This is a genomic window from Streptomyces sp. NPDC051133 (assembly GCF_040682635.1).
Taxonomy (GTDB): domain Bacteria; phylum Actinomycetota; class Actinomycetes; order Streptomycetales; family Streptomycetaceae; genus Streptomyces.
Genome location: NZ_JBFBBK010000063.1, coordinates 24,832 through 46,428, shown reverse-complemented (window position 1 = coordinate 46,428; position 21,597 = coordinate 24,832). Strand labels below are relative to the sequence as shown.

19 protein-coding genes and 1 pseudogene are annotated in these 21,597 nt (G+C 73.4%); 13 read left to right on the top strand and 7 right to left on the bottom strand.

Features of this window, described 5'->3' with window-relative positions; translation table 11 throughout:
- Window positions 1-301, bottom strand: a 301-nt coding sequence (locus AB0N17_RS39430) for a dihydrofolate reductase family protein (RefSeq protein ID WP_366016491.1), incomplete at its 3' end; no start/stop codon positions are given.
- A 454-nt stretch (window positions 302-755) separates the two neighbouring features.
- On the opposite strand from AB0N17_RS39430, the gene AB0N17_RS39425 reads away from it, so the two are divergent.
- The 3 genes from AB0N17_RS39425 (at window position 756) to AB0N17_RS39415 (ending at window position 4,526) form a co-directional block, all read left to right on the top strand.
- Complete coding sequence (locus AB0N17_RS39425; RefSeq protein ID WP_366016490.1) at window positions 756-2,381, top strand: ABC-F family ATP-binding cassette domain-containing protein; 1,626 nt, start codon at window positions 756-758, stop codon at window positions 2,379-2,381.
- Window positions 2,382-2,533: 152 nt separating this feature from the next.
- On the top strand, window positions 2,534-3,310 hold the full coding sequence (gene ddaH, locus AB0N17_RS39420) for a dimethylargininase (RefSeq protein WP_366016489.1): 777 nt from the start codon (window positions 2,534-2,536) through the stop codon (window positions 3,308-3,310).
- Between the two features lie 241 nt (window positions 3,311-3,551).
- Window positions 3,552-4,526, top strand: coding sequence for an acyl-ACP desaturase (locus tag AB0N17_RS39415; protein WP_366016488.1), 975 nt, complete (start codon window positions 3,552-3,554; stop codon window positions 4,524-4,526).
- Between the two features lie 19 nt (window positions 4,527-4,545).
- Here the strand turns inward: AB0N17_RS39415 and AB0N17_RS39410 are convergent, their stop codons facing one another.
- Window positions 4,546-4,791 carry a WhiB family transcriptional regulator gene (locus AB0N17_RS39410; protein ID WP_366016487.1) on the bottom strand — a complete coding sequence of 82 codons (246 nt, stop codon included), beginning with the start codon at window positions 4,789-4,791 and terminating at the stop codon, window positions 4,546-4,548.
- A 271-nt stretch (window positions 4,792-5,062) separates the two neighbouring features.
- Here AB0N17_RS39410 and AB0N17_RS39405 point away from each other — a divergent pair, with 271 nt between their 5' ends.
- A complete protein-coding gene (locus tag AB0N17_RS39405) occupies window positions 5,063-5,857 on the top strand; it encodes a VOC family protein (protein WP_366016486.1) in 795 nt (264 codons plus the stop codon).
- A 177-nt stretch (window positions 5,858-6,034) separates the two neighbouring features.
- Here AB0N17_RS39405 and AB0N17_RS39400 read toward each other — a convergent pair whose 3' ends face one another.
- Window positions 6,035-7,147: a LacI family DNA-binding transcriptional regulator gene (locus AB0N17_RS39400; protein WP_366016485.1), complete on the bottom strand. Its 1,113-nt coding sequence runs from the start codon at window positions 7,145-7,147 to the stop codon at window positions 6,035-6,037.
- A gap of 535 nt (window positions 7,148-7,682) precedes the next feature.
- Window positions 7,683-8,702 carry a non-homologous end-joining DNA ligase gene (ligD, locus tag AB0N17_RS39395; RefSeq protein ID WP_366016484.1) on the bottom strand — a complete coding sequence of 340 codons (1,020 nt, stop codon included), beginning with the start codon at window positions 8,700-8,702 and terminating at the stop codon, window positions 7,683-7,685.
- A gap of 74 nt (window positions 8,703-8,776) precedes the next feature.
- Between ligD and AB0N17_RS39390 the strand changes: the two genes are divergently transcribed.
- Entirely contained in the window at window positions 8,777-9,853 is a 1,077-nt protein-coding gene (locus AB0N17_RS39390) for an ATP-dependent DNA ligase (RefSeq protein WP_366016483.1), read from the top strand.
- Window positions 9,854-9,930: 77 nt separating this feature from the next.
- Here AB0N17_RS39390 and AB0N17_RS39385 read toward each other — a convergent pair whose 3' ends face one another.
- On the bottom strand, window positions 9,931-11,121 hold the full coding sequence (locus AB0N17_RS39385) for a zinc-dependent alcohol dehydrogenase (RefSeq protein ID WP_366016482.1): 1,191 nt from the start codon (window positions 11,119-11,121) through the stop codon (window positions 9,931-9,933).
- Between the two features lie 338 nt (window positions 11,122-11,459).
- Between AB0N17_RS39385 and AB0N17_RS39380 the strand changes: the two genes are divergently transcribed.
- Window positions 11,460-12,455 (top strand): DUF3048 domain-containing protein, encoded by a 996-nt coding sequence (locus AB0N17_RS39380; RefSeq protein ID WP_366016481.1) that lies wholly within the window; start codon window positions 11,460-11,462, stop codon window positions 12,453-12,455.
- Between the two features lie 58 nt (window positions 12,456-12,513).
- On the opposite strand, the gene AB0N17_RS39375 is transcribed toward AB0N17_RS39380, so the two are convergent.
- Window positions 12,514-12,981 carry a MarR family transcriptional regulator gene (locus AB0N17_RS39375; protein ID WP_366016480.1) on the bottom strand — a complete coding sequence of 156 codons (468 nt, stop codon included), beginning with the start codon at window positions 12,979-12,981 and terminating at the stop codon, window positions 12,514-12,516.
- A gap of 184 nt (window positions 12,982-13,165) precedes the next feature.
- On the opposite strand from AB0N17_RS39375, the gene AB0N17_RS39370 reads away from it, so the two are divergent.
- The 7 genes and pseudogenes from AB0N17_RS39370 to pcaD all read left to right on the top strand — a co-directional run bounded on the left by AB0N17_RS39370 (window position 13,166) and on the right by pcaD (window position 18,671).
- Window positions 13,166-13,921, top strand: a complete 756-nt coding sequence (locus AB0N17_RS39370; protein WP_366016479.1) for a CoA transferase subunit A — start codon at window positions 13,166-13,168, stop codon at window positions 13,919-13,921.
- On the top strand, window positions 13,921-14,565 hold the full coding sequence (locus tag AB0N17_RS39365) for a CoA transferase subunit B (protein WP_366016478.1): 645 nt from the start codon (window positions 13,921-13,923) through the stop codon (window positions 14,563-14,565). Before AB0N17_RS39370 ends, AB0N17_RS39365 begins: the two co-directional genes overlap by 1 nt.
- Window positions 14,562-14,786: pseudogene (locus tag AB0N17_RS39360) on the top strand (3-oxoadipyl-CoA thiolase); the annotation flags it as partial. The gene AB0N17_RS39365 and the pseudogene AB0N17_RS39360, both read left to right, overlap by 4 nt.
- Window positions 14,787-14,819: 33 nt before the next feature.
- Entirely contained in the window at window positions 14,820-15,593 is a 774-nt protein-coding gene (pcaH, locus tag AB0N17_RS39355; RefSeq protein WP_366016477.1) for a protocatechuate 3,4-dioxygenase subunit beta, read from the top strand.
- A 5-nt stretch (window positions 15,594-15,598) separates the two neighbouring features.
- Complete coding sequence (pcaG, locus tag AB0N17_RS39350) at window positions 15,599-16,201, top strand: protocatechuate 3,4-dioxygenase subunit alpha (protein ID WP_366016476.1); 603 nt, start codon at window positions 15,599-15,601, stop codon at window positions 16,199-16,201.
- Window positions 16,198-17,538: a 3-carboxy-cis,cis-muconate cycloisomerase gene (gene pcaB, locus AB0N17_RS39345; protein WP_366016475.1), complete on the top strand. Its 1,341-nt coding sequence runs from the start codon at window positions 16,198-16,200 to the stop codon at window positions 17,536-17,538. The genes pcaG and pcaB overlap by 4 nt, the downstream gene beginning before the upstream one ends.
- The gene (gene pcaD / locus AB0N17_RS39340; RefSeq protein WP_366016474.1) at window positions 17,535-18,671 is read left to right on the top strand and encodes a 3-oxoadipate enol-lactonase; all 1,137 of its coding nucleotides are present in this window, start codon (window positions 17,535-17,537) and stop codon (window positions 18,669-18,671) included. The genes pcaB and pcaD overlap by 4 nt, the downstream gene beginning before the upstream one ends.
- Before the next feature lie 34 nt (window positions 18,672-18,705).
- Here pcaD and AB0N17_RS39335 read toward each other — a convergent pair whose 3' ends face one another.
- On the bottom strand, window positions 18,706-21,396 hold the full coding sequence (locus tag AB0N17_RS39335) for an AAA family ATPase (RefSeq protein ID WP_366016473.1): 2,691 nt from the start codon (window positions 21,394-21,396) through the stop codon (window positions 18,706-18,708).
- Between the last annotated feature and the right edge of the window lie 201 nt (window positions 21,397-21,597).

The following is a 21,597-nucleotide window of genomic DNA, read 5'->3' as shown; positions in this document are numbered from 1 at the left end:
CGACGGATGTCAGGGTCCGAGACGCGACGTACTTGCGCATGCTGTTCATCCGATGGGTGAACGGGTTGCCGGGATCGGCGGTCGGCCAGTACGACGCGAAGATCTCGTACGTCTTGCGGCCGAGCAGCATCGCGTCGGAGGCCTGGTACCAACCGGCGATCGCCGTGCCGACCTCGTCGTCGGACACCGGTTTCTGCCAGCCGCCGTGCTCGAAGCCGCTCTGAGCGTCCTCGTCCGGACCGCCTGGCGCCTGCATGACGCCGTCCAGCGTCAGGAACGTGCAAACGATGATCTTGCGCATGATGCGCTCCCTTAGTCGGCAGGTAGACCGCACAACCGCCGCAAACTCATCGGCTGAACCGGCACACGTGCTCTGCGCCGCGCGTTGTTCCCGAAAGGGCGTCGCGTTACGCTGCGCCTGCCGCACGCGGTGATGCGTGCGCGAGGGGTGCCCGGCTGTTGCCACGGCAGAGGCACCGTGTTCAATCGCGTTGACAGCCTCTCGGCGCTCTCCTACGGTGTACAGCGGTTCTGTTGCCGTCGATTGGAGAAGGACGTTGCTCGTCTGAGGTCCTGAGACACCGCGTTCGCACCGGTGAGGTGTGCGCGGCGTACGACCTCGGCGTCCGAGCCGTCCTCAGGCACAGGCCCCTCTTCTTTTTCCGGCCTCTGCGTGCCCAGGCCCTTCGGTTCCCGCCTCGCGGTGTCTCGAGATGCGCCCACCCGACCGCACGCGCACCCCTTGCGAGGCCTCCATGTCATCTTCCCTCACCTGCACGTCCCTCTCCTTCGCCTGGCCCGACGGCACCGTCGTCCTCGACGGCCTGGACATCGCCTTCGGACCCGGCAGGACCGGGCTCGTCGGCGTCAACGGCTCGGGCAAGTCCACCCTGTTGAAGCTGCTCGCCGGTGAACTCGTACCGGCCGACGGCACCGTCAAGGCGGCCGGCGAGGTCGGCCACCTGCCGCAGAACGTCCACCTGGACACCGCGCTCCGCGTCGACCAGGTCCTCGGCATCGCCGGGCGGCGGGCCGCGCTGCACGCCATCGAGGCCGGTGACGCCGCCGAGGAGCACTTCGAGACGCTCGGCGACGACTGGGACGTCGAGGAGCGCGCCCTCGTCACCCTCGGCGAACTCGGCCTCGGTCACATCGGCCTGGACCGCGGCGTCGGCGAGGTGTCCGGCGGCGAGTCGGTGCTGCTGCGGCTGGCCGCACTGCTGCTGCGCCGTCCCGACGTGCTGCTGCTGGACGAGCCCACCAACAACCTCGACCTGTACGCGCGCCGCCGTCTGTACCAGGCCGTCTCCGCCTGGCCGGGCGTGCTGGTCGTGGTGAGCCACGACCGGGAACTGCTCGACCTGGTCGACCAGATCGCGGAGCTGCGCTCCGGGGAGGTCACCTGGTACGGCGGCAACTTCTCCGCCTACGAGGAGACCCTGGCCGTCGAACAGGAGGCGGCCGAGCGGATGGTGCGCGTCGCCGAGGCCGACGTGCGCAAGCAGAAGCGCGAGCTGGCCGACGCCCAGGTCAAGCTGGCCCGCCGCAAGCGGTACGGGCAGAAGATGTACGAGCAGAAACGCGAACCGAAGATCGTCATGGGCGCCCGCAGACGCGCCGCGCAGGAGTCGGCGGGCAAGCACCGGATCATGCACGAGGAACGGCTCGCCGAGGCCAGGGAACGCCTCGACGAGGCGGCGGACGCCGTACGGGACGACGACGAGATCCGCGTCGACCTGCCGTACACGGCCGTGCCGCCCGGCCGGGAGGTGCTCACCCTGGAGAACCTGGTGACGGCCTACGGCGCGCGGGTCGAGGGGATCCTCGATCTGCGCGGCCCGGAGCGCATCGCGCTGGTCGGCCGCAACGGCGCCGGCAAGACGACACTGCTCCGGACGGTCGCCGGCCGGCTGGAACCGGTGTCCGGCGAGGCACGGGTGCACGTCCCGCTGCGCTTCCTGCCCCAGCGGCTGGACGTGCTGGACGACGGCCTGACGGTCGCCGAGAACGTGGCCCGGTTCGCGCCGGGCGCCACCAACAACCGGATCCGGGCGCGCCTGGCCCGCTTCCTGTTCCGGGGCGCGCGGGCCGACCAGAAGGCGGCGACCCTGTCGGGCGGCGAGCGGTTCCGGGCGGCCCTGGCCGCGCTGATGCTCGCCGACCCGGCGCCCCAGCTGCTGCTGCTCGACGAGCCGACCAACAACCTGGACATGGCGAGCGTGCGGCAGTTGACCTCGGCGCTGGAGGCGTACGAGGGCGCGCTGCTGGTGGCCAGCCACGACCTGCCGTTCCTCGAGTCGATCGGCATCACCCGCTGGCTGCTGATGGAGGAGGGGCAACTGACGGACACCACACCGCAGGAGCTGGGCCGGTCCGCCTAGGGAGAGGCCCGCACGGTGCCGGTACCGCACGTCTCAGGAGGGCCACAGCCTGACAACGAGGGTTTTGTCCAGGCCGCGGCGCCCTGCATGATGGCGGACCGGGGCCGTGTCACCGGCACCGAAAGCCGCACCACCGATTCGAAAGGCCCCTCGTGCCCAGCAAGAAGGCCCTCGTCCGCCGCCCCGGCCCCCGCCTCGCCGAAGGCCTGGTGACGCACATCGAGCGGGAGAAGGTCGATGCCGGGCTGGCCGGCGAGCAGTGGGAGGCCTACGTCGAGGCGCTGCGCACGCACGGCTGGGAGACGATCGAGGTCGACCCCGAGGACGACTGCCCGGACGCGGTGTTCGTCGAGGACACCGTCGTCATGTACAAGAACGTGGCGCTGATCACCCGGCCCGGCGCCGAGTCCCGGCGGCAGGAGACCGCCGGCGTCGAGGAGGCGGTGGCCCGCCTGGGCTGCTCGGTCAACTGGATCTGGGAGCCGGGCACGCTGGACGGCGGCGACGTCCTGAAGGCCGGCGACACGGTGTACGTCGGCCGCGGCGGACGCACCAACGCGGCCGGTGTGCAGCAACTGCGGGCCGCGTTCGAACCGCTGGGCGCGCGCGTGGTCGCCGTGCCGGTGAGCAAGGTGCTGCACCTGAAGTCGGCGGTGACCGCGCTGCCCGACGGCACCGTGATCGGGCACATCCCGAAGGTGGACCGGCCGTCGCTGTTCCCGGGCTTCCTGTCGGTGCCGGAGGAGTCCGGCGCGCACGTGGTGCTGCTCGGCGGCCACAAGCTGCTGATGGCGGCGAGCGCCCCGAAGACGGCGGACCTGCTGACCGACCTCGGCCACGAGGTGGTCACGGTCGACATCAGCGAGTTCGAGAAGCTCGAGGGATGTGTGACATGCCTCTCGGTGCGCCTGCGGCAGCTGTACGCCTGATCGGGTGAATCCATCACTCCGACGGCCCCGGGACCTGCGCGTCCCGGGGCCGTCCCGCAGGGCCGGCGGACATCGCCGGAAACGCCCCGCCCACACGCTGATCAGGGATCTTTACGACAGCCTTAACCTACGGCTTCGTAACCTACGGATTCGTAGCCTACGATCTCGTAGGTTTTCCGGCACCGCTCGCCGGACCGTCCTCTTCACTCCCCCTTCTGCCCGGCGTCCCCCTGGAGTTCCCGTGACGATCACCTCCCCTCACCTCGGCAGCCCGTCCGCCTGGACCGACGCGCGGCTGCTGTACGCGCTGGAGGAAGTGGTCGAGCAGGAGCTGAACCGGCACCTGAAGGTCGCCAAGGACTGGATGCCGCACGAGTACGTGCCGTGGACCGACGGCCGTAACTTCCCCGGGCTGTTCGAGGACGGACAGGCGTGGGAGAAGGACCAGTCCAAGGTGACGGAGATCGGCCGCATCGCCCTCGTGGTCAATCTGCTCACCGAGGACAACCTGCCGAGCTACCACCACGAGATCGCCTCGCTCTTCGGCCGCGACGGCGCCTGGGGCACCTGGGTGCACCGCTGGACGGCCGAGGAGGGCCGGCACGGCATCGTGATGCGCGACTATCTGCTCACCTCGCGCGCGGTGGACCCGGACAAGCTCGAGCAGTTCCGCATGTCGCACATGAGCGAGGGCTTCGAGTCCGACAACCGGCACTCGATGCTGCACTCCGTCGCCTATGTCGCCTTCCAGGAGCTGGCCACGCGGATCTCCCACCGCAACACCGGCCACCAGTCCGGCGACCCGGTCTGCGACCGCATGCTGTCCCGCATCGCGACCGACGAGAACCTGCACATGGTCTTCTACCGCAACCTGCTGAAGGCCGCCTTCGACCTCGCTCCCGACCTGACCATGCAGGCGGTCCGGGACGTCGTGGTGAACTTCCGCATGCCCGGTCACGGCATCCCCGGCTTCGAGCGGGCCGCCGCGCAGATGGCGATCGGCGAGGTGTACAACCTGCGCATCCACCACGACGACGTGCTGCAGCCGGTGCTGCGCTTCCTGAAGATCATGGAGATCGACGGCCTCGGCCCCGAGGGCCGTCAGGCGCAGGAGGAACTGGGCCTGTTCATGGGCGGGCTGGACGCGGAGGCCAGCAAGTTCGACGAGAAGCTGGCCGCGCGGAAGGCGCGGATGGCGGCCCGCGCCGGCGGCTGACCGGCGCCGCCGGGCGGCCTCAGGGGGAGGTGCGCCGCAGGGCGAGGCGCTCCTTCTCGGAGAGCCCGCCCCACACGCCGAAACGCTCGTCGTTGGCCAGCGCGTACTCCAGGCAGGCCGGGCGCAGCTCGCACATGGCGCAGATCCGCTTGGCGTCGCGCACCGAACTGCCGGGCTCGGGGAAGAAGAAGTCCGGCCCGGTCTGCGCGCACAGGGCCTGCGCCTGCCAGGTGTCGTCGGCCGGGGTGATCGTCTCGAAGTGCATGGCCAGGATCGTGCCGCGCGGCGAAAAACGTTCGATCAACGCGCGGTCAACGGCGCCCTCGGGGCCTCCGGCCGCCCCGATGATGCTCCCCGGGACCGCGCTCGCGCACGGCGGCGCGCGGGAGAGAACGAGAACCGGGTGAACGCGCCGGGTCACCCAGGGTGAGCGCGGACGGGGGCCCGGCGCGTCGCGGTACTCAGGCGGCGATTGTCGGTGGCGGGTGCCAGACTCGGCAGTGCGCAGGACCGGACCCCTTCCGAGGAGGGCGAAGATGCTCACCACCCGTTTCGTCACCGGCGCCCCGAACTGGATCGACGTCACCACCCCCGACATCGACGGCGCCCTCTCCTTCTACGGCGGCCTCTTCGGCTGGCAGTTCCAGTCGGCGGGGCCGGACGCCGGCGGCTACGGCTTCTTCCAGCTGGACGGCAGGACCGTCGCGGGCGGATCCCAGGCCGGCCCCGAGCAGGGACCGCCCTCGTGGACGGTGTACTTCCGCAGCGAGGACGCGCAGGACACCGCCAAGGCGGTCGAACAGGCCCACGGCAGGGTGCTGTTCGGGCCGCTGGACGTCATGGGGCAGGGACACATGGCGGTCCTCGCCGACCAGGCCGGGGTGAAGTTCGGGATCTGGCAGCCCGGGATGACCAAGGGCGTGGACGTGGCGGGCGAACCGGGCGCGCTGTGCTGGGTCGAGCTGTACACGCCGGACATCGCGGCGGCCGCCGCCTTCTACCACCAGGCGCTCGGCCTGGAGACCTCCGGCGTGCCCTTCCCCGGCGGGACGTACACCTGCGTCAACCCGTCCGGTGCCGGTGACGACGCCATGTTCGGCGGGATGGTGCCGCTGGCCGACGCACCCGCCGAGGCGGAGGGCGGCCCGTACTGGCTGCCCTACTTCGAGGTCGAGAACACCGACACCGTGGTCGAGAAGGCGCGGCGGCTCGGCGGGACGGTCCGCATGCCGGCGACGACCTTGGCGGGCGTGGGCCGCATCGCCAAGCTCACCGACCCGTACGGCGTGCGCTTCGCGGTCATCAAGAGCGAGTCGCCGGAGGCCGCGTAGGCCTGCCGCCCCGGGCGGTGACGGGGCCCGGCGGCCGGGGCGGGCGGGCCGGCCGCCGTCGGCCGGTCGGTGGCTCGCGGCTGCCCGGCCGGGCACCGGCAGGGAGCCGCCGGAGGCGGCCTGCGCCGGCCCCGCTGCCACGGTGCGCCGGGAATACGGGGGCTGCAGGCAGGGGCGCTATGCGGACGCGCGGCGTATCAGGGTCGTCGGGAGGATGACGTCGGTGGCCGGGGCCGGCGAGGGCGCCGACGTCTGCCGGGTGCCCGTGCGGTCGCGGGCGGCGGGCCGGCCGCTCAGCAGCAGGCGGGCCATCAGCCGACCCATCTCCTCGATCTCCTGACGGACCGTCGTCAGCGGCGGATCGGTCTGCTCGGCGAGCGGCACCATGTCGTCGAAGCCGATCACGGCCACGTCCGCGGGCACCCGCCGGCCGCTCTCGCGCAGCACGCGCAGCGCACCCAGCGCGGTCAGGTCGTTCGCCGCGAACACGGCGTCCACGTCCGGGCACCGCTCCAGCAGTTCCCGCATGGCGCGCTCGCCGCCGGCCGGGGTGAAGTCGCTCTCCACGACCAGCCGGGGATCACCGCCGCCCGGCGTCTCGGCCATGACGTCCCGGTAGCCGTCGAGCCGGTCCACCGCCGAGGTCTGGTCCAGGGCGCCGGTGATGTGCGCGACGCGCCGGCGGCCGAGGCCCACGAGGTGACGTACGGCGGCCCGGGCCCCGCCCCGGTTGTCGCAGTCGACGTACACCACGCCCCGGTGCCGCCCCGCGGCCGCCGTCCGCGCGGAGCCGGGCGTCCCGCCGTCGTCGCCCCAGCCGGGCCGCCCGCCGAACACGGTGGGCACGCCGGCGTCCTGGATGAGGCCGGGCAGCGGGTCGTCCAGGTGCAGCGAGAAGACGAGCGCGCCGTCGACATGGCCCCCGGCCAGGTAACGGGCCACGCGCGCGTGATCGTCGCGGCCCTCGGTGAGCAGCAGCACCAACTGGTTGTCCTGGGCGGTGAGCTCTTTGCTGATGCCGCGCAACTGGAGGGCGAAGAAGGGGTCGGCGAACACCCGGCTCTCCGGCTCGGCGATGACCACGGCGACGGCGTCGTGCCGCTTGGTGACGAGGCTGCGCGCCGCCTGGTTGGGGACGTAGCCCAGCTCTTCAACGGCCTGCCGGACCCGCTCGACGAGTGGCTCCCGGACCCCGTCCCCGCCGTTGACCACCCGGGACACGGTGGCCCGGGACACCCCGGCCCGCGCGGCCACGGCCTCCAGCGTCGGACGCGACACTGCCTCGGTCACTTCGGGCCTCCTCCTCGGCGGCTGCCGGCCAGGATAACCGGGCCTGGACCGGGACGACCCCAGCATGATCCCCCGTGGCGGGGGCCGTTGTCAGTGCCGTGCCGCATGCTGTGATCAGTGGCGGACGCCGGCCGCGGACCAGGGGGAGGCCGAAATGTTCAGCGGGATCGAGGACGTCGACCGGGCGTCGCGGGGGCAATGCGTACACGGACTCGGCGACGGAGGTGCCGGACCTGTTGCGGGGGCTGGCGTCGGACGATCCGGCGCGCCGGGGCGACATCCGCTACGACGTCGTCTCGGACGAGGCGCTGCCGGACGGCTGCCGGCCGACTGCCGCCGCGTCCTGGCCGCGTGCGGCGAACCCGCCGGCCGGGACACGGACCGGACGGCTGCTCGCCGCCGCCACGCCCGGGGCACGGCCTCCGCCGGTCACGCGCCACCCACGGCCGGCCGGCACGCCAACGGCGCTCAGGGCCGCCCGGCACCCGGACGGCACCCGGGGCCGCGCGGTCGCCCGCCGCTCCCTCGGCGCGCCTCAGGTGGTCGGTTCGCGTCGGGCCCGGCTCGGCTGGACCCGTTTCGGTTCGCCGGGCATCTTCGGATACTCCGGCGGGTACGGCAGATCGCCCAGCCCGTGGTCGTGCTCGTCCTGGCGGGCCAGCTCCAGCAGGGCCTCCAGGGAGTAGGCGTGGTCGTCCATGTCGGCGTGCACGTCGCCGAGTTCGGCGAAACGGGCCGGCATGGTGGCGAGGTCGAAGTCGCGGGGCTGGGCCACGCCGACCTCGTCCCAGCGCAGCGGCGCCGAGACGGGGGCGTGCGGGTGGGGCCGTACGGAGTAGGCGGAGGCGATGGTGCGGTCGCGGGCCGTCTGGTTGTAGTCCAGGAAGATCCGGCGCCCCCGCTCCTCCTTCCACCACTTGATCGTCACGTGCTCGGGCATCCGGCGTTCCATCTCCCGGCCGACCGCGATCGCGGCGCGCCGCACCTGGGTGAAGGTCCAGCGGGGTTCGATGGGGACGAAGACGTGCAGGCCCCGGCCGCCAGAGGTCTTCGGCCAGCCGCGCAGCCCGCCGAACTCCTCCAGGACGGCGCGCAGTTCGTGGGCGGCGCGGACGGCGTCGGCATAGTCGGTGCCGGGCTGCGGGTCGAGGTCGATGCGGAGTTCGTCGGGGTGGTCGACGTCCGTGGCGCGGACCGGCCAGGGGTGGAAGGTGAGGGTGCCGTACTGGGCGGCCCACACGACGGCCGCCTGCTCGGTGGGGCACATCTCGTCGGCGCTGCGGCCGCTGGGGAAGGTGATGTGCGCGGTCGGGATCCAGTCGGGCATGCCCTTCGGGGCCCGCTTCTGGAAGAACCACTCGCCGCCCACCCCGTCCGGGTAGCGCTCCAGGGTGGTGGGACGGTCGCGCAGGGCGCGCAGGATGCCGGGGCCGACGGCGGCGTAGTACCGCGCGAGGTCCAGCTTGGTGAAACCCCGCTCCGGAAAGAAGACCTTGTCCGGGCTGGACAGCCGTACGGTCCGGCCGCCCACGTCCAGTTCCACCGCATCGCCCATGCGGCCACGGTAGGCGCACCCCGCATACCTCGCACACCGGGCAGAAGGGGAGGTACACGAGCAGAATCGGTCCCATGGATCTCCCTGTCATGCCGCCCGTGAAGCCCATGCTCGCCAAGTCGGTGGCGAAGATCCCGCCGGGGATGCACTACGAGGCGAAGTGGGACGGGTTCCGCGCGATCGTGTTCCGGGACGGGGCCGAGGTCGAGCTGGGCAGTCGTACGGGGAAGCCGTTGACCAGGTACTTTCCCGAGCTGGTGGCGGCGCTGAAGGAGCGGGTGCCCGAGCGGTGCGTGCTGGACGGGGAGATCGTCATCGCGCGCGAGGGCCATCTGGACTTCGACGCGCTGACCGAGCGGATCCATCCGGCGGCCTCCCGGGTACGGACGCTGGCGGAGCGGACCCCGGCCTCCTTCGTCGCCTTCGACGTGCTCGCGCTGGACGACGAGTCGCTGCTCGAGGTGCCGCTGACCGAACGCCGGGCGCTGCTGGAACGGGCGCTCGCCGACGCGACGCCGCCCGTGCACGTGGCGCCCGCGACGACGGATCTCGACGTGGCGCAGCAGTGGTTCGAGCAGTACGAGGGAGCCGGTCTCGACGGGGTCGTCGCCAAGCCGCTCACCCTGCGCTACCGGCAGGACGAGCGGGCCATGTTCAAGATCAAGCACGAGCGGACGGCGGACGTGGTCGTGGCCGGGTACCGCTTCCACAAGAGCGGCCCGGTGGTGGGCTCGCTGCTGCTGGGCCTGTACGACGGGCACGGCCGGCTCCAGCACGTGGGCGTGTCGGCCGCGTTCGCCATGAAGAAGCGGGCCGAGCTGGTCGAGGAGCTGGCGCCGCTGCGGATGGACGACGTGGCCGGGCACCCGTGGGCGGCCTGGTCGGACGAGGCCGCTCACGAGACGGCCCGGCTGCCCGGTGCGCCGAGCCGCTGGTCGGGCAAGAAGGACCTGTCCTGGGTGCCGCTGCGGCCGGAGCGGGTGGCGGAGGTGGCGTACGACCACATGGAGAACGGGCAGCGGTTCCGGCACACGGCCCGCTTCCGCCGCTGGCGCCCGGACCGCGCTCCGGAGAGCTGCACCTACGCGCAGCTGGAGGAGCCGGTGCGCTACGACCTGGCGGAGATCCTCGGCGAGCGGGACCGGGCCTGACCACGGCCGCACGGAAAGTTACCGCCGCGCCGTACGGAGAGCTGCCGCCGCGCCGGAAGCCACGACCGCACGGTGCGCTACGGCTGCATGAGGATCTTGACGGCGCCGTCCTCCTTGCGCTGGAACATCTCGTAGGCGTGCGGCGCGTCGGCGAGCGGCAGCCGGTGGGTGGCGAAGTCCTCGACGCCGAGCGGGTCCTCGTCCGTGAGGTAGGGCATGATCTCGTCGCTCCAGCGGCGGACGTTGGCCTGCCCCATGCGCAGCTGGATCTGCTTGTCGAACAGGGTGAGCATGGGCATCGGGTCGGCCATGCCGCCGTAGACGCCGCTGAGCGAGATGGTGCCGCCGCGCCGGACCAGGTCGACGGCCATGTGGAGGGCGGCCAGCCGGTCGATGCTGAAGCGTTCGGCGAGCGGCCCGCTGAGTTTGCGGGGCAGCATCCCGGTGGCCGTCTGGGCGAGCTTGGCGGCGGCGCTGCCGTGCGCCTCGGTGCCGACCGCGTCGATCACGGCGTCCGGGCCCCGGCCGCCGGTCTCGTCGTGGATCGCGTGGACCAGCGCCTTCTCGTCGTCGAAGGCCCGGAGGTCGTACGTCCGCACGCCCCGCCGGTTGGCCCGGGCGAGCCGCTCGGGCACCAGGTCGACGCCGAACACCTGCTCGGCGCCGCGGGCGAGAGCGATCCGGCAGGCCATGTCGCCGATCGGGCCGAGGCCCAGGACGGCGAGGGTGCCGCCGCGCGGGACGGCGGCGTACTCCACCGCCTGCCAGGCGGTGGGCAGGACGTCGGAGAGATAGACGAAACGGTCGTCCGGCGGGCCCTCGGGCACCTTCATGGGCCCGAACTGGGCCTGCGGCACGCGCAGATACTCGGCCTGGGCTCCGGGGACGGCGCCGTACAGGCGGGTGTAGCCGAACAGGGCGGCGCCCATGTGCTCCCCGGTGACCTGCGTGGTCTCGCACTGGGTGGGCAGCCCGGTCAGGCACATCCAGCAGTTGCCGCAGGCGATCTGGAACGGCACCACGACCCGGTCCCCGACCGCGAGGTCCGGCACGCCCGGGCCGACCTCCTCGACGATGCCCATCGGTTCGTGTCCGAGGATGTCGCCGGGGGTCATGAACGGTGTGAGCACCTCGTACAGGTGCAGGTCAGAGCCGCACAGTCCGGTGGACGTGATGCGGATGACGGCGTCGGTGGGCTCCTCGATCCGCGGGTCGGGCACGTCCTCGACCCGTACGTCCCGCTTGCCCTGCCAGGTGACTGCCTTCATGGGGTCGCGCTCCCTTGGTCGCGTGCGCGCCGGTTCCCTGGCGCGTCCGGTCTGCGGTGTCTGCGCCCTGTCTCGGGGCCCCGTCTCGGGTGGCAGCCGGGTACCCGTGTCCACCTGCGCCGAACCCGGCCCGTGGTGCCCGGCCGGCGCGCGGCCCGCGTCCGGAACCCGCTCGGCCCGTCACGGCGGTCCGCGGCCCCGCGTCTGCGCACCCCCGCCGCCCGAGCGCCACCGGAAGCGGCCGGGAGCGACCGAAAGCAACCGGAAGCGACCGGGTATGGCGGGTGATGACCCGATGAGCGCACAATCGGACCAGGGGAACGGGGGCAACGGTGGGCATGAGACACAGAGCGCGCATGGGCCGCGCCGCGTCGGCGGCGGTCGTCGTGACCGCCGCGCTTGCCGCTTCCCTGACGGCGGGCTGCAGCCACCACGACCGCGCCGGCCACGGCCCGGCACCGGCACCGGCCCGCACGCCGGCCACGATCCCGGCACCGGGCCGCTCCGTCGCGCCGGCCGGTTCACCGCTCGCCGTGAAGATCGACAATGTGCCCGCAGCCCGCCCTCAGACCGGCCTCGGCGCGGCGGACGTGGTCTACGCGGAGCAGGTGGAGGGCGGCCTGAGCCGGCTGATGGCGGTGTACGCGACCACCTTGCCGAAGACCGTGGGTCCGGTGCGCAGCGCCCGCGAGTCCGACCTCGAACTGCTGCGCCAGTTCGACCGGCCGACCCTCGCCTTCTCGGGTGCCCAGCGCAAGCTGCTGCCGCTGATCGACCGGGCGCCGCTGCGGCCGGAGACGCCCGACGGGGCCCCGGGCGCCTACTACCGGGGCCCGGGCAGGGCCGCGCCGCACGACCTCTATCTGCACCCGGCCCGGCTGCTGCCCTCCGCCCCCGGCCGGGGAGCCCTGACGACGGGCTTCAGCTACGGGGCCGCCCCGTCCGGCGGCACCCCCACGGCCTCGCGCACCGTCCGCTATCCCGCCGCCCGCTTCACCTTCACCTGGTCCGCCGCGCGGCACGGCTGGCTGGTCGCCATGGACGGCGTCCCGACGGTGACCACCGACGCGGGGCGGCCGGCACCGGCGACGGTCGTGGTGCAGTACGTGACGGTACGGACGTCCCGGTACCACGACGTGCTCGGCAACCCGACGCCGTACACCGAGACGGTCGGCTCGGGACGGGCGCAGGTGCTGCGCGACGGACGGTCCTTCGACGCCTCCTGGTCGCGGCCGGCCGCGACGGGCGGTACGGCGTTCACGACGGCGGACGGCGGCCCGCTGAACTTCGCCCGCGGACAGGTGTGGGTCGTCTTCGCCGAGGCCCCCTCCTGAGCCGGGCCCCCTCCTGAGCCGAGTCCCCTCCTGACCCGGCACCGTGCACCCGGGCCGCTCAAGCCTGCCGGGCCGCCGTCGGCTCGCCCGGGTTGCGCAGGTCCTCGGCGGCGTCCGCGACCCGGCGGATCAGGTCGAAGAACACGGTCTGCTCCCGGGCGGACAGCGGGGCGAGGAAGACCTGGTTCATCCGGGCGGTGCGCACGGTCAGCTTGCGGTGGGCGCGCAGGCCGTCGTCGGTGAGGCGGAGCAGGAAGCGCCGGCCGTCCTGCGGGTCGCGCACCTTGTGCAGCAGCCCGCGCCGGCCGAGCCGGCTGATGACCTCGGCGATGGTCGACCGGTCCAGGCCCACCCGCTCCCCCACGGTCCGCTGGTCGAGGCCCGGCTCGGCGACGAGCGCGTTCAGCACGGCGAACTGCGGCGAGGTGATCTCCTCCGAAACCATCGTGTTCCACAGCAGGTAGTGCGCCTGCTGCAGCCGCCGGGCCAGGTGCCCGGGATGGGTGGCGAGGTCCGCCGCGGCCATGCGCGCTCCCCTGATCGATTCGTCGGTGTACTGAACGATACCCGCCGCACCGCTCGCCTGTCTGCCCGCTGCCGTCGCACAAATCCCATGGTCTTGACGGCTTCTGCCTGCGGTGACAGCGTGAAGGGCACCTCGCTGAAATACTCAGTGCCCTGATTAATTGCGAAGAGATGGGGCTTCACGGATGGACAAGGTGGTCGCCACGGCCCTGGAGGCGGTGGCCGAGGTACCGGACGGCGCCTCGCTCGCCGTCGGCGGATTCGGGCTGAGCGGTGTGCCGAACGTACTGATCCAGGCGCTGTACGAGCGCGGGGTCGGCGCTCTGGGCGTGGTGTCGAACAACTGCGGGGCGATGGAGTCCGGGCTCGCGGTGCTGCTGGCGGCCGGGCGGATCGCCCGGGTGACCGGCTCGTACATCGGCGCCAACAAGGAGTTCGCCCGCCAGTACCTCGCCGGTGAGCTGGAGGTGGAGCTGATCCCGCAGGGCACGCTCGCGGAGCGGCTGCGCGCGGGCGGCGCCGGGATCCCCGCCTTCTACACCCCGGCCGGGGTCGGCACGCAGGTCTCCGACGGCGGGCTGCCCTGGCGGTACGACGGCTCGGGCGGGGTCGCGCTGGCCTCGCCGCCCAAGGAGGTGCGGGAGTTCGACGGCACCGCGTACGTGCTCGAACGCGGCATCCGCACCGACTACGCCCTGGTCCGGGCGGCCAAGGGCGACCGGCACGGGAACCTGGTGTTCAGCAAGTCCGCACGGAACTTCAACCCCCTGGCCGCCATGGCCGGCAAGATCACGATCGCGGAGGTCGAGGAGCTGGTCGAGCCCGGCGCGATCGACCCGGACGCGGTGCACCTGCCGGGGATCTTCGTCCAGCGGGTGGTCGCCCTCACCCCGGAGCAGGCGGCGGACAAGCGCATCGAGCGGCGGACGGTGAGCGGCTGATGGCCTGGACACGCGAGGAGATGGCCGCCCGCGCGGCACGCGAGCTGCGCGACGGCCAGTACGTCAACCTGGGCATCGGGCTGCCGACGCTCATCCCGAACCATCTGCCCGAGGGAGTCGAGGTGGTGCTGGAGTCCGAGAACGGCATCCTCGGCACCGGCCCGTACCCCACCGACGACTGCGTCGACCCCGATCTGATCAACGCCGGCAAGGAGACCGTGACGGTCCTGCCGGGCGCCTCCTTCTTCGACTCGGCGCTGTCGTTCGCGATGATCCGCGGCGGGCACATCGACGTGGCCGTGCTCGGCGCGATGCAGGTCTCCGCCGGCGGCGACCTGGCCAACTGGGCCGTGCCCGGCAAGCTGGTCACCGGGATCGGCGGCGCGATGGACCTCGTCCACGGCGCCCGCCGGGTGATCGTGGTGATGACCCACACCGCGAAGGACGGCTCCCCGAAGATCCTGAAGCAGTGCACGCTGCCGCTCACGGGCAAGGCGTGTGTGAACCGGATCATCACCGACCTCGGCGTCCTGGACGTCACCGACGAGGGCCTGCGTCTGGTCGAGTGCGCGCCGGGTGTGCCCGCCGCGCGGATCGCCGCGCGGACCGAGGCCGAACTGATCCTCACGCAGGGCCTGTCATGAGGGACGTCTACATCGTCGACGCGGTCCGCACCCCGATCGGACGCTACAACGACGCGCTGTCCGCCGTACGGCCCGACGACCTGGCCGCCCACGCGAGCCGCGAACTCCTCGCCCGGACCCCCGCGTTGGACCCGGCCCGGATCGAGGACGTGTACCTGGGCAACGCAGGCGGCGCCGGCGAGGCGAACCGCAACGTGGCCCGGATGGCCCGGATGGCCGCCCTCGTCCTCGAACGCTGACCCCAAGGATTCCCCATGGCTCTCACCCAGCAGGACATCGACCAGGAGATCGCCGCCGAGCACGCCGCGTACGAGAAGCGCGTCGCCGACGGCGCCCCCGTCGAGCACCACCCGCGCCGCGACTACGCCCCCTACCGCTCCTCGCTGCTCCGCCACCCCGTGCGGCCCCTGGTCCCCGTCGACACCGCCCAGGACCCGGAACTGGTGGAGCTGTCCTCCCCCGCCTTCGGCGAGCGCGACGTCACCGAGATCGACAACGACCTCACCCGGCAGCACACCGGGGAGCCGATCGGCGAGCGGATCACCGTCTCCGGGCGGCTGCTGGACCGTACCGGACGCCCGGTCCGCGGCCAGCTGATCGAGATCTGGCAGGCCAACTCGGCCGGCCGCTACGCCCATCGGCGCGAGCAGCACGACGCCCCGCTCGACCCGAATTTCACCGGCGTCGGCCGCACCCTCACCGACGCCGGCGGCCACTACCGCTTCACCACCGTCCAGCCCGGCCCCTACCCATGGCGCAACCACGTGGGCGCCTGGCGCCCGGCGCACATCCACTTCTCCGTGTTCGGCACGGCGTTCACCCAGCGGCTGGTGACGCAGATGTACTTCCCCAACGACCCGCTCTCCCCGTACGACCCGATCCTGCAGTCCGTGCCCGACGACGCGGCCCGGCAGCGGCTGGTCGCCGCCTACGACCACAGCCTGTCGGTGCCCGAGTTCTCCCTCGGCTACCACTGGGACATCGTGCTCGACGGCCCGGCCGCCACCTGGATGGAAGAAGGACGCTGACCACCATGACGAAGACCGACACGGGCGGCCCGGAGCAGGTGCTGCCCACCCCGTCCCACACGGTCGGCCCCTTCTACGGCTACGCCCTGCCGTTCCCCGGCGGCGAGGAGATCGCGCCGTTCGGCCACCCGGACACGGTCACCGTGCACGGCCACGTCCTCGACGGCGCGGGCGCGCCGCTGCCCGACGCGTTCGTGGAGCTGTGGGGGCCCGCGCCCGACGGCACGGTCCCGCAGGTGGACGGCTCCCTGCGGCGCGACCCGGCCACCGGCGGCCACCTCGGCCGCAACGGCGTGGAGTTCACCGGCTGGGGCCGCGCCCAGACCGACGCGAACGGCCACTGGTACGCCCGCACCCTGCGGCCCGGCCCGCGCGGCCGCAACGCCCCGTACCTGAGCGTCTGTGTCTTCGCACGCGGCCTGCTCACGCACCTGTTCACCCGGATCTACCTGCCGGGCGACGAGGCCGCGCTCGCCGCCGACCCGCTGCTCACCCGGGTGGGCGACCGGCGCGCCACGCTGATCGCCGCCGACGAGGGCCGCGGCACCTACCGTTTCGACATCCGCCTTCAGGGTGAAGGCGAGACGGTCTTCCTGGAGTACCAGTGACATCTGCGTTCCCTCCCGATGCCGGCACCGGCCTGCTCGCCCCCGAGTGGGGTCTGTCGCGCGCCGCGTCCGAGACCGGTGACCACGCCTTCCTGCAGGCGCTGCTCGACGCCGAGGCCGCGCTGACCAGGGCGCAGGCGGCACTGGGGCTCGCCCCGGCCGAGGCCGCGACGGCGGTGACCCGGGCCGCGGTCCCTGGCCGGTTCGGGATCCGCTCGCTGGCGGCGCGTGCCCGGACGGGCGGCAACCCGGTCATCCCGCTGGTGGCCGACCTGACGAGGGAGGCCGGCGAGGAGTACGGCCCCTACGTCCACCGGGGCGCCACCAGCCAGGACATCATGGACACGGCGACGATGCTGGTCGCCGTGCGGACCCTCGGCGTGGTCCTGGCCGACCTGCACCGCACCGAGCGGGCGCTGGCCGCGCTCGCCGCCGAGCACCGGGACACGGTGATGCCGGGGCGGACGCTCACCCAGCACGCCGTACCGACCACGTTCGGGCTGAAGGCGGCCGGCTGGCGTTCGCTGGTCCTGGACGCGACGGACCGCGTCACCCGGGTACGGGACGCCCTGCCCGCCCAACTCGGCGGCGCGGCGGGCACCTTGGCCGCCTTCCAGGCGTACGGCGCCCAGGACGCGGCCACCCTCACCCGGGCGTACGCCCGCGAAGTCGGGCTCGCCGCACCGCAGGTGCCCTGGCACACGCTGCGCACGCCGATCGCGGACCTGGCGGGCTGCCTGGCCTTCACGGCGGGGGCACTGGGCAAGCTCGGCGTGGATGTCCTGACGCTGTCGCGCACCGAGATCGGCGAGGTGAGCGAGGGCAGCGGCGGCGGCTCGTCGGCCATGCCGCACAAGGCGAACCCGGTGCGCTCCACGCTGCTCGCGGCCGCCGCCCGCCGTGCGCCCCAGCTCGCGGCCACCCTGTACGGCTCCCTCGCCGCCGAGGACGAGCGGCCGGCCGGCGCCTGGCACGCCGAGTGGTCGCCGCTGCGCGACCTGCTCCGGCTGGTGGGCGGCACGGCCGAGCACGCGGCCGAACTGGCCGAGGGGCTGCGGGTGCACCCGGCGGCGATGCGCCGCAACCTCGGCCTCACCCGCGGTCTGATCGTCTCCGAGCGGCTCTCCGCCGCACTGGCCCCTCGCGTGGGCCGCGCCCGCGCCAAGGAGCTGCTCACCGAACTCGCCGGCCGCGCCCACGCCGAGCACCGCACTCTCGGCGAACTCCTGGCCGAGCAGCCGGAGTTGGACGGTCTGAACCTGGCCGTGCTCACCGACCCCGCCCACTACACCGGTTTCGCCGGTGCACTCACCGACCATGCGCTGGAGCGACGTTGACCGTGAAACTCCTCAACCACCGTGCGGAAGGCCCGGTTTCCGCGCCCCCGCTGCTGCTCGGCCCCTCGCTCGGCACCTCCCTGGCGCTGTGGGACCAGGTCGCGCCCGAACTGTCCACCGGTCACCGGGTGGTGCGCTGGGACCTGCCGGGTCACGGGGCGTCGGCGGCGGACCTGATCGGGCCGGGCGCCACCGTCGGCGACCTCGCCGCTCTGGTGCTGTCCCTCGCCGACTCGCTCGGCATCGACCGGTTCGCCTACGCCGGCGTCTCCCTCGGCGGCGCGGTCGGCCTCCACCTGGCCGTGCACCACCCCGAACGGCTGACCTCCCTCGCCGTCCTCTGCTCCTCGGCCGACTTCGGCGGCAGCACGGCCTGGCGGGAACGCGCCGCACGCGTGCGCCGGGACGGCCTGGGGTGGCTGGCCGACAACGCCGACGCCCGCTGGTTCACCCCCGGGTTCACCGTGCCGCGGCTCGTGCGGGACCATCGCGAGGCCGACCCGCGGGCGTACGCCGCCTGCTGCGACGCGCTCGCCGCGTTCGACCTGCGCGACCGGCTCGGCGACATCGCCGTACCGACCCTGCTCGTGGCGGGCCGGCAGGATCCGGCGACGCCGCCCGCTCATCTGCGTCAGATCGCCGACGCGGTGCCGCACGCCACGCTGGTCGAGCTGCCCGGGGCCTCCCATCTGGCGCCGGCGCAGTGCCCGCGGGCCGTGCTGAGCGCCCTGCGCACGCAGCTCGACGGTCCGCCCGCGAGCGGCATGGCGGTACGCCGGGAGGTGCTCGGCGACACCCACGTGGACGGGGCGCAGGCCCGGCAGACCCCGTTCACCGCCCGCTTCCAGGACTTCATCTCCCGCTACGCCTGGGGCGAGATCTGGACCGACCCGACCCTGTCGCGCCGCGAGCGCAGCATGATCACGCTGACCGCGCTGGTCGCGCACGGCCACTACGACGAGCTGGCCATGCATGTGCGGGCCGCCCGGCGCAACGGGCTGACGCCGCAGGAGATCGGCGCCGTGCTGCTGCAGACGGCCGTGTACTGCGGGGTGCCGGCCGCCAACTCGGCGTTCGCGACGGCCCAGCGGGTGCTCGCCGAGGAGGAGGGGGAGGCGGAGGGGGAGGGCTGAGCCGGCCGGCTGCCGCCCGTCCCCCGGCCGCGCCCTACCTCAGCCCCCGCCCCGTCTCCAGCACCCGCTGCGCCTGCTCGACCAGCCCCTCCGCCCCACAGGCGCGCGCCAGGTCCAGGCCCCGGTTCAGTTCGGTGACCGAGCCGGCGGCGATGCCGTACTCGACGCGGGCCGCCGCGTGCTCGTACTGGCAGGGCGAGGCCTCCAGGTAGGTGACGGCCCGGGCGGCCAGCTGCACTCTTCGCCGGCCGGTCTCCAGGGCGGCGGAGCAGCGCAGGGCCTCGCCGATGGCGGTGTCCGTGCCGAAGCGTTCGGCCTGCCGGCGGGCGTCGGCGGCGAGCCGGCCGGCGCGGGCCGGGTCCCGGCCGGCGAGGGCCTTGGCGAGGTCGATGGACCAGGGGGCGAGGACGGGATTGTGGCCGCCGCGTGAGGCGGCGGTCTTCTCGGCGGCCTCCAGTTCGTGGATGCCGTCCTCGGTGCGGCCGACGGCGAGCAGCAGCCGGCCGCGTACGGAGCGGATGTCGGGCAGCACGATGGTCGACGGGTAGGGCGGTGCGAAGCCGTACTGTTCGGCGACCGACCAGGCCTCGTCGACGCGGCCGCGGGCCAGCAGGGTGTCGACGAGTCCGCAGCTGGCGGACCAGTACAACGGCAGGCCGCGGCCGACGCGTTCGGCGAGGACCAGCGCCTCGCGCAGGGTGGTCTCGGCGTCCCGGAGCCTGCCCTGCCTGCGGTAGGCGAGGCCGAGGAAGGCGTTGGCGAGGGAGAGGTGGCCGCCGCGCCAGCCCGCGCCGGTGTAGACGCGCAGGGCTTCGGCGAAGAGGCTCTCGGCGCGGTCGAGCCGGTCGGCGTAGGTGTAGGCGCTGCCGAGCATCATCAGCAGTTCGATGCCCCACTCCCGGTCGGTCCAGCCGAGGCCGGGTGCCAGGCGGCCGTTGACCAGGGCGCGGTCGCACAGCTCGATCACCTCCTCGGCGCTCTCGCCGTGGGTCATGGCGTCGAAGCCGCGCAGGACGAGCAGGGCGCGTTCGGAGTTGTCACGGCCGGTGCAGGTGCGGGCCAGTTCGGCCAGGCGGCGGGAGCGGGCCGGGGAGACGGTCTCTCCGTGGATGCCCTCCCACATGAACTGGAAGGCCTGCAGCCGCATCCTGACGGATTCCGCCGTGTGCCGGGCGGTCTCGGCCTCGATGGTGCGGACGGCCTCCTCCAGCTGGTCGTTGTGGAGCAGTGCCTGGGAGAGGCGGACCACTGCGTCGACGCGGTCGCGTCCGTCGAGGCCGGGCATGCCGAGTGCGCTCTGCAGGTGGCCGATGGTGACGGCGGGCGCGGTCAGCAGGGTGGCGCAGCCGAGTTCGTAGAGGACCTGCGCGTGGACGTCGGGCCGCGGCGGTTCCTCCAGGGCGCGCTCCAGGCAGTGGCGGGCCGCGTCGGGGGCGCCGACGGCGAGATGCTCGCGGGCGGCCTCGCGCAGCTGCCCGACCAGTTCCTCGTCGCCGTCCGGGTGCACCTTCAGCAGGTGCCGGGCGGCCTGGGCGGCGCCGCATCCCAGCTCGGTGATGATCTGGGCGGCGACGCCGTGCATGGCGGTGCGCACGCCGGACGGGATGGAGTTGTAGACGGCGGTGGCGATGAGCGGGTGGACGAACTCGAGTGCGCCGTCCTCCTGTTCGATGCCCGGGGCGGGGGCGGGGGCGGGTTCGGTGAGGATGCGGGCGGTGCAGAGCAGGTCGGCGCAGTGCCGGGCGATGCCGGGGTCCATGGTGGCGAGGCGGGCGACCATGTCGACGCTGATGTCGGTGCCGAGAATGGCGGCGGCCCAGGCGAACTGGGTGGCCTCCAGGCCGAGGCCCTTGAGCCGGTCGACGAGTCCGCCGCCGCGGGCGGCGCGGTTGAGGGCGCGCAGCTCTCCGGCGCGGGCCTCGACCGGGGTCAGTTCGCTGTCCTGCACCTTCGCGAGGAGTTCGACGGTCTCGTAGGGGTTGCCGGCGGTGACGGCCCACACCTCGCGGCAGAACGCGCCGTCGGCGTGCCGGCCGAGGGTGGCGCGGGTGAGTCCGGCGGCGGCGTCGGGGGTGAGGGCGCTGAGGTTGTTGACGGGGCGGTCCGAGGCGGCGGCCACCTCGTCGAGGTGGCGGGCGCTGTCGCCGCTGACCTCGCCGGGCCGGCGGGCGACCACGACGAGGACGGACAGGTCGTCCAGGCGCTGGGCGAACGCGGCGAGCCAGCGCAGGGTCTCCTGGTCGGCCCAGTGCGCGTCGTCGACGATCAGCACCAGCGGCCATTCGCGGCGGGCGAGCCTGCGGACCGCGGCGACGAGTCCGTCGCACACGTACTGCGGGTCCGGGGTGTCCTCACCCGGGTCGGCTATGCCGAGGGCGGGGCCGGCGATGTCGTACCGGTCGCCGAGGTACTCGCGGGCCTCATCGGGCAGCAGGGACAGCAGCGCGGGCTGGAGCAGCTGCCGTACCACGTTGAACGGGACGGACCTCAGGGTCTCCGCACCGCGCGCGGTCCACACGGTGCAGCCGCGCCGCTCGGCCGTCCGGCGTATCTCGGCGAGCAGCGCGGTCTTGCCGAGTCCGGCCTCGCCCCGGAAGACGAGCAGGCTGCCCGCGGAGGACCGGTCGGCGCACAGGACGTCGAGCGCCCGTGCGACGGTGGCGATCTCCGCGTCCCGCTCCCACAGGGCAGCCGAGGCGGCCGCCTGCGGCCGTCCCTCCGTCATCCCGATACCTCCCCAGGTCGCCCGAATGACGTACAGACCACGAGCGTAGCCGTCCGGTGGGATGTGTGGTGGCCGGTCGGGGCAGGTGTTGCCCCGCCGGGTGAACGCGGGTGCGGCCGGGCGACGCGCACCGCGGCCGGCCCGCCGGTCAGCAGCGGACGGAGCGTCAACGGTGCTGAGGGCGGGGCCGGTTCACCAGGA

Coding starts and splice junctions, on each gene's coding strand:
- AB0N17_RS39425 (WP_366016490.1), top strand. CDS start 756: ATGTCATCTTCCCTCACCTGCACGTCCCTCTCCTTCGCCTGGCCCGAC.
- AB0N17_RS39410 (WP_366016487.1), bottom strand. CDS start 4,791: ATGCACTTCGAGACGATCACCCCGGCCGACGACACCTGGCAGGCGCAG.
- AB0N17_RS39405 (WP_366016486.1), top strand. CDS start 5,063: ATGCTCACCACCCGTTTCGTCACCGGCGCCCCGAACTGGATCGACGTC.
- ligD (WP_366016484.1), bottom strand. CDS start 8,702: ATGGGCGATGCGGTGGAACTGGACGTGGGCGGCCGGACCGTACGGCTG.
- AB0N17_RS39390 (WP_366016483.1), top strand. CDS start 8,777: ATGGATCTCCCTGTCATGCCGCCCGTGAAGCCCATGCTCGCCAAGTCG.
- AB0N17_RS39385 (WP_366016482.1), bottom strand. CDS start 11,121: ATGAAGGCAGTCACCTGGCAGGGCAAGCGGGACGTACGGGTCGAGGAC.
- AB0N17_RS39380 (WP_366016481.1), top strand. CDS start 11,460: ATGAGACACAGAGCGCGCATGGGCCGCGCCGCGTCGGCGGCGGTCGTC.
- AB0N17_RS39375 (WP_366016480.1), bottom strand. CDS start 12,981: ATGGCCGCGGCGGACCTCGCCACCCATCCCGGGCACCTGGCCCGGCGG.
- AB0N17_RS39370 (WP_366016479.1), top strand. CDS start 13,166: ATGGACAAGGTGGTCGCCACGGCCCTGGAGGCGGTGGCCGAGGTACCG.
- AB0N17_RS39365 (WP_366016478.1), top strand. CDS start 13,921: ATGGCCTGGACACGCGAGGAGATGGCCGCCCGCGCGGCACGCGAGCTG.
- pcaH (WP_366016477.1), top strand. CDS start 14,820: ATGGCTCTCACCCAGCAGGACATCGACCAGGAGATCGCCGCCGAGCAC.
- pcaG (WP_366016476.1), top strand. CDS start 15,599: ATGACGAAGACCGACACGGGCGGCCCGGAGCAGGTGCTGCCCACCCCG.
- AB0N17_RS39335 (WP_366016473.1), bottom strand. CDS start 21,396: ATGACGGAGGGACGGCCGCAGGCGGCCGCCTCGGCTGCCCTGTGGGAG.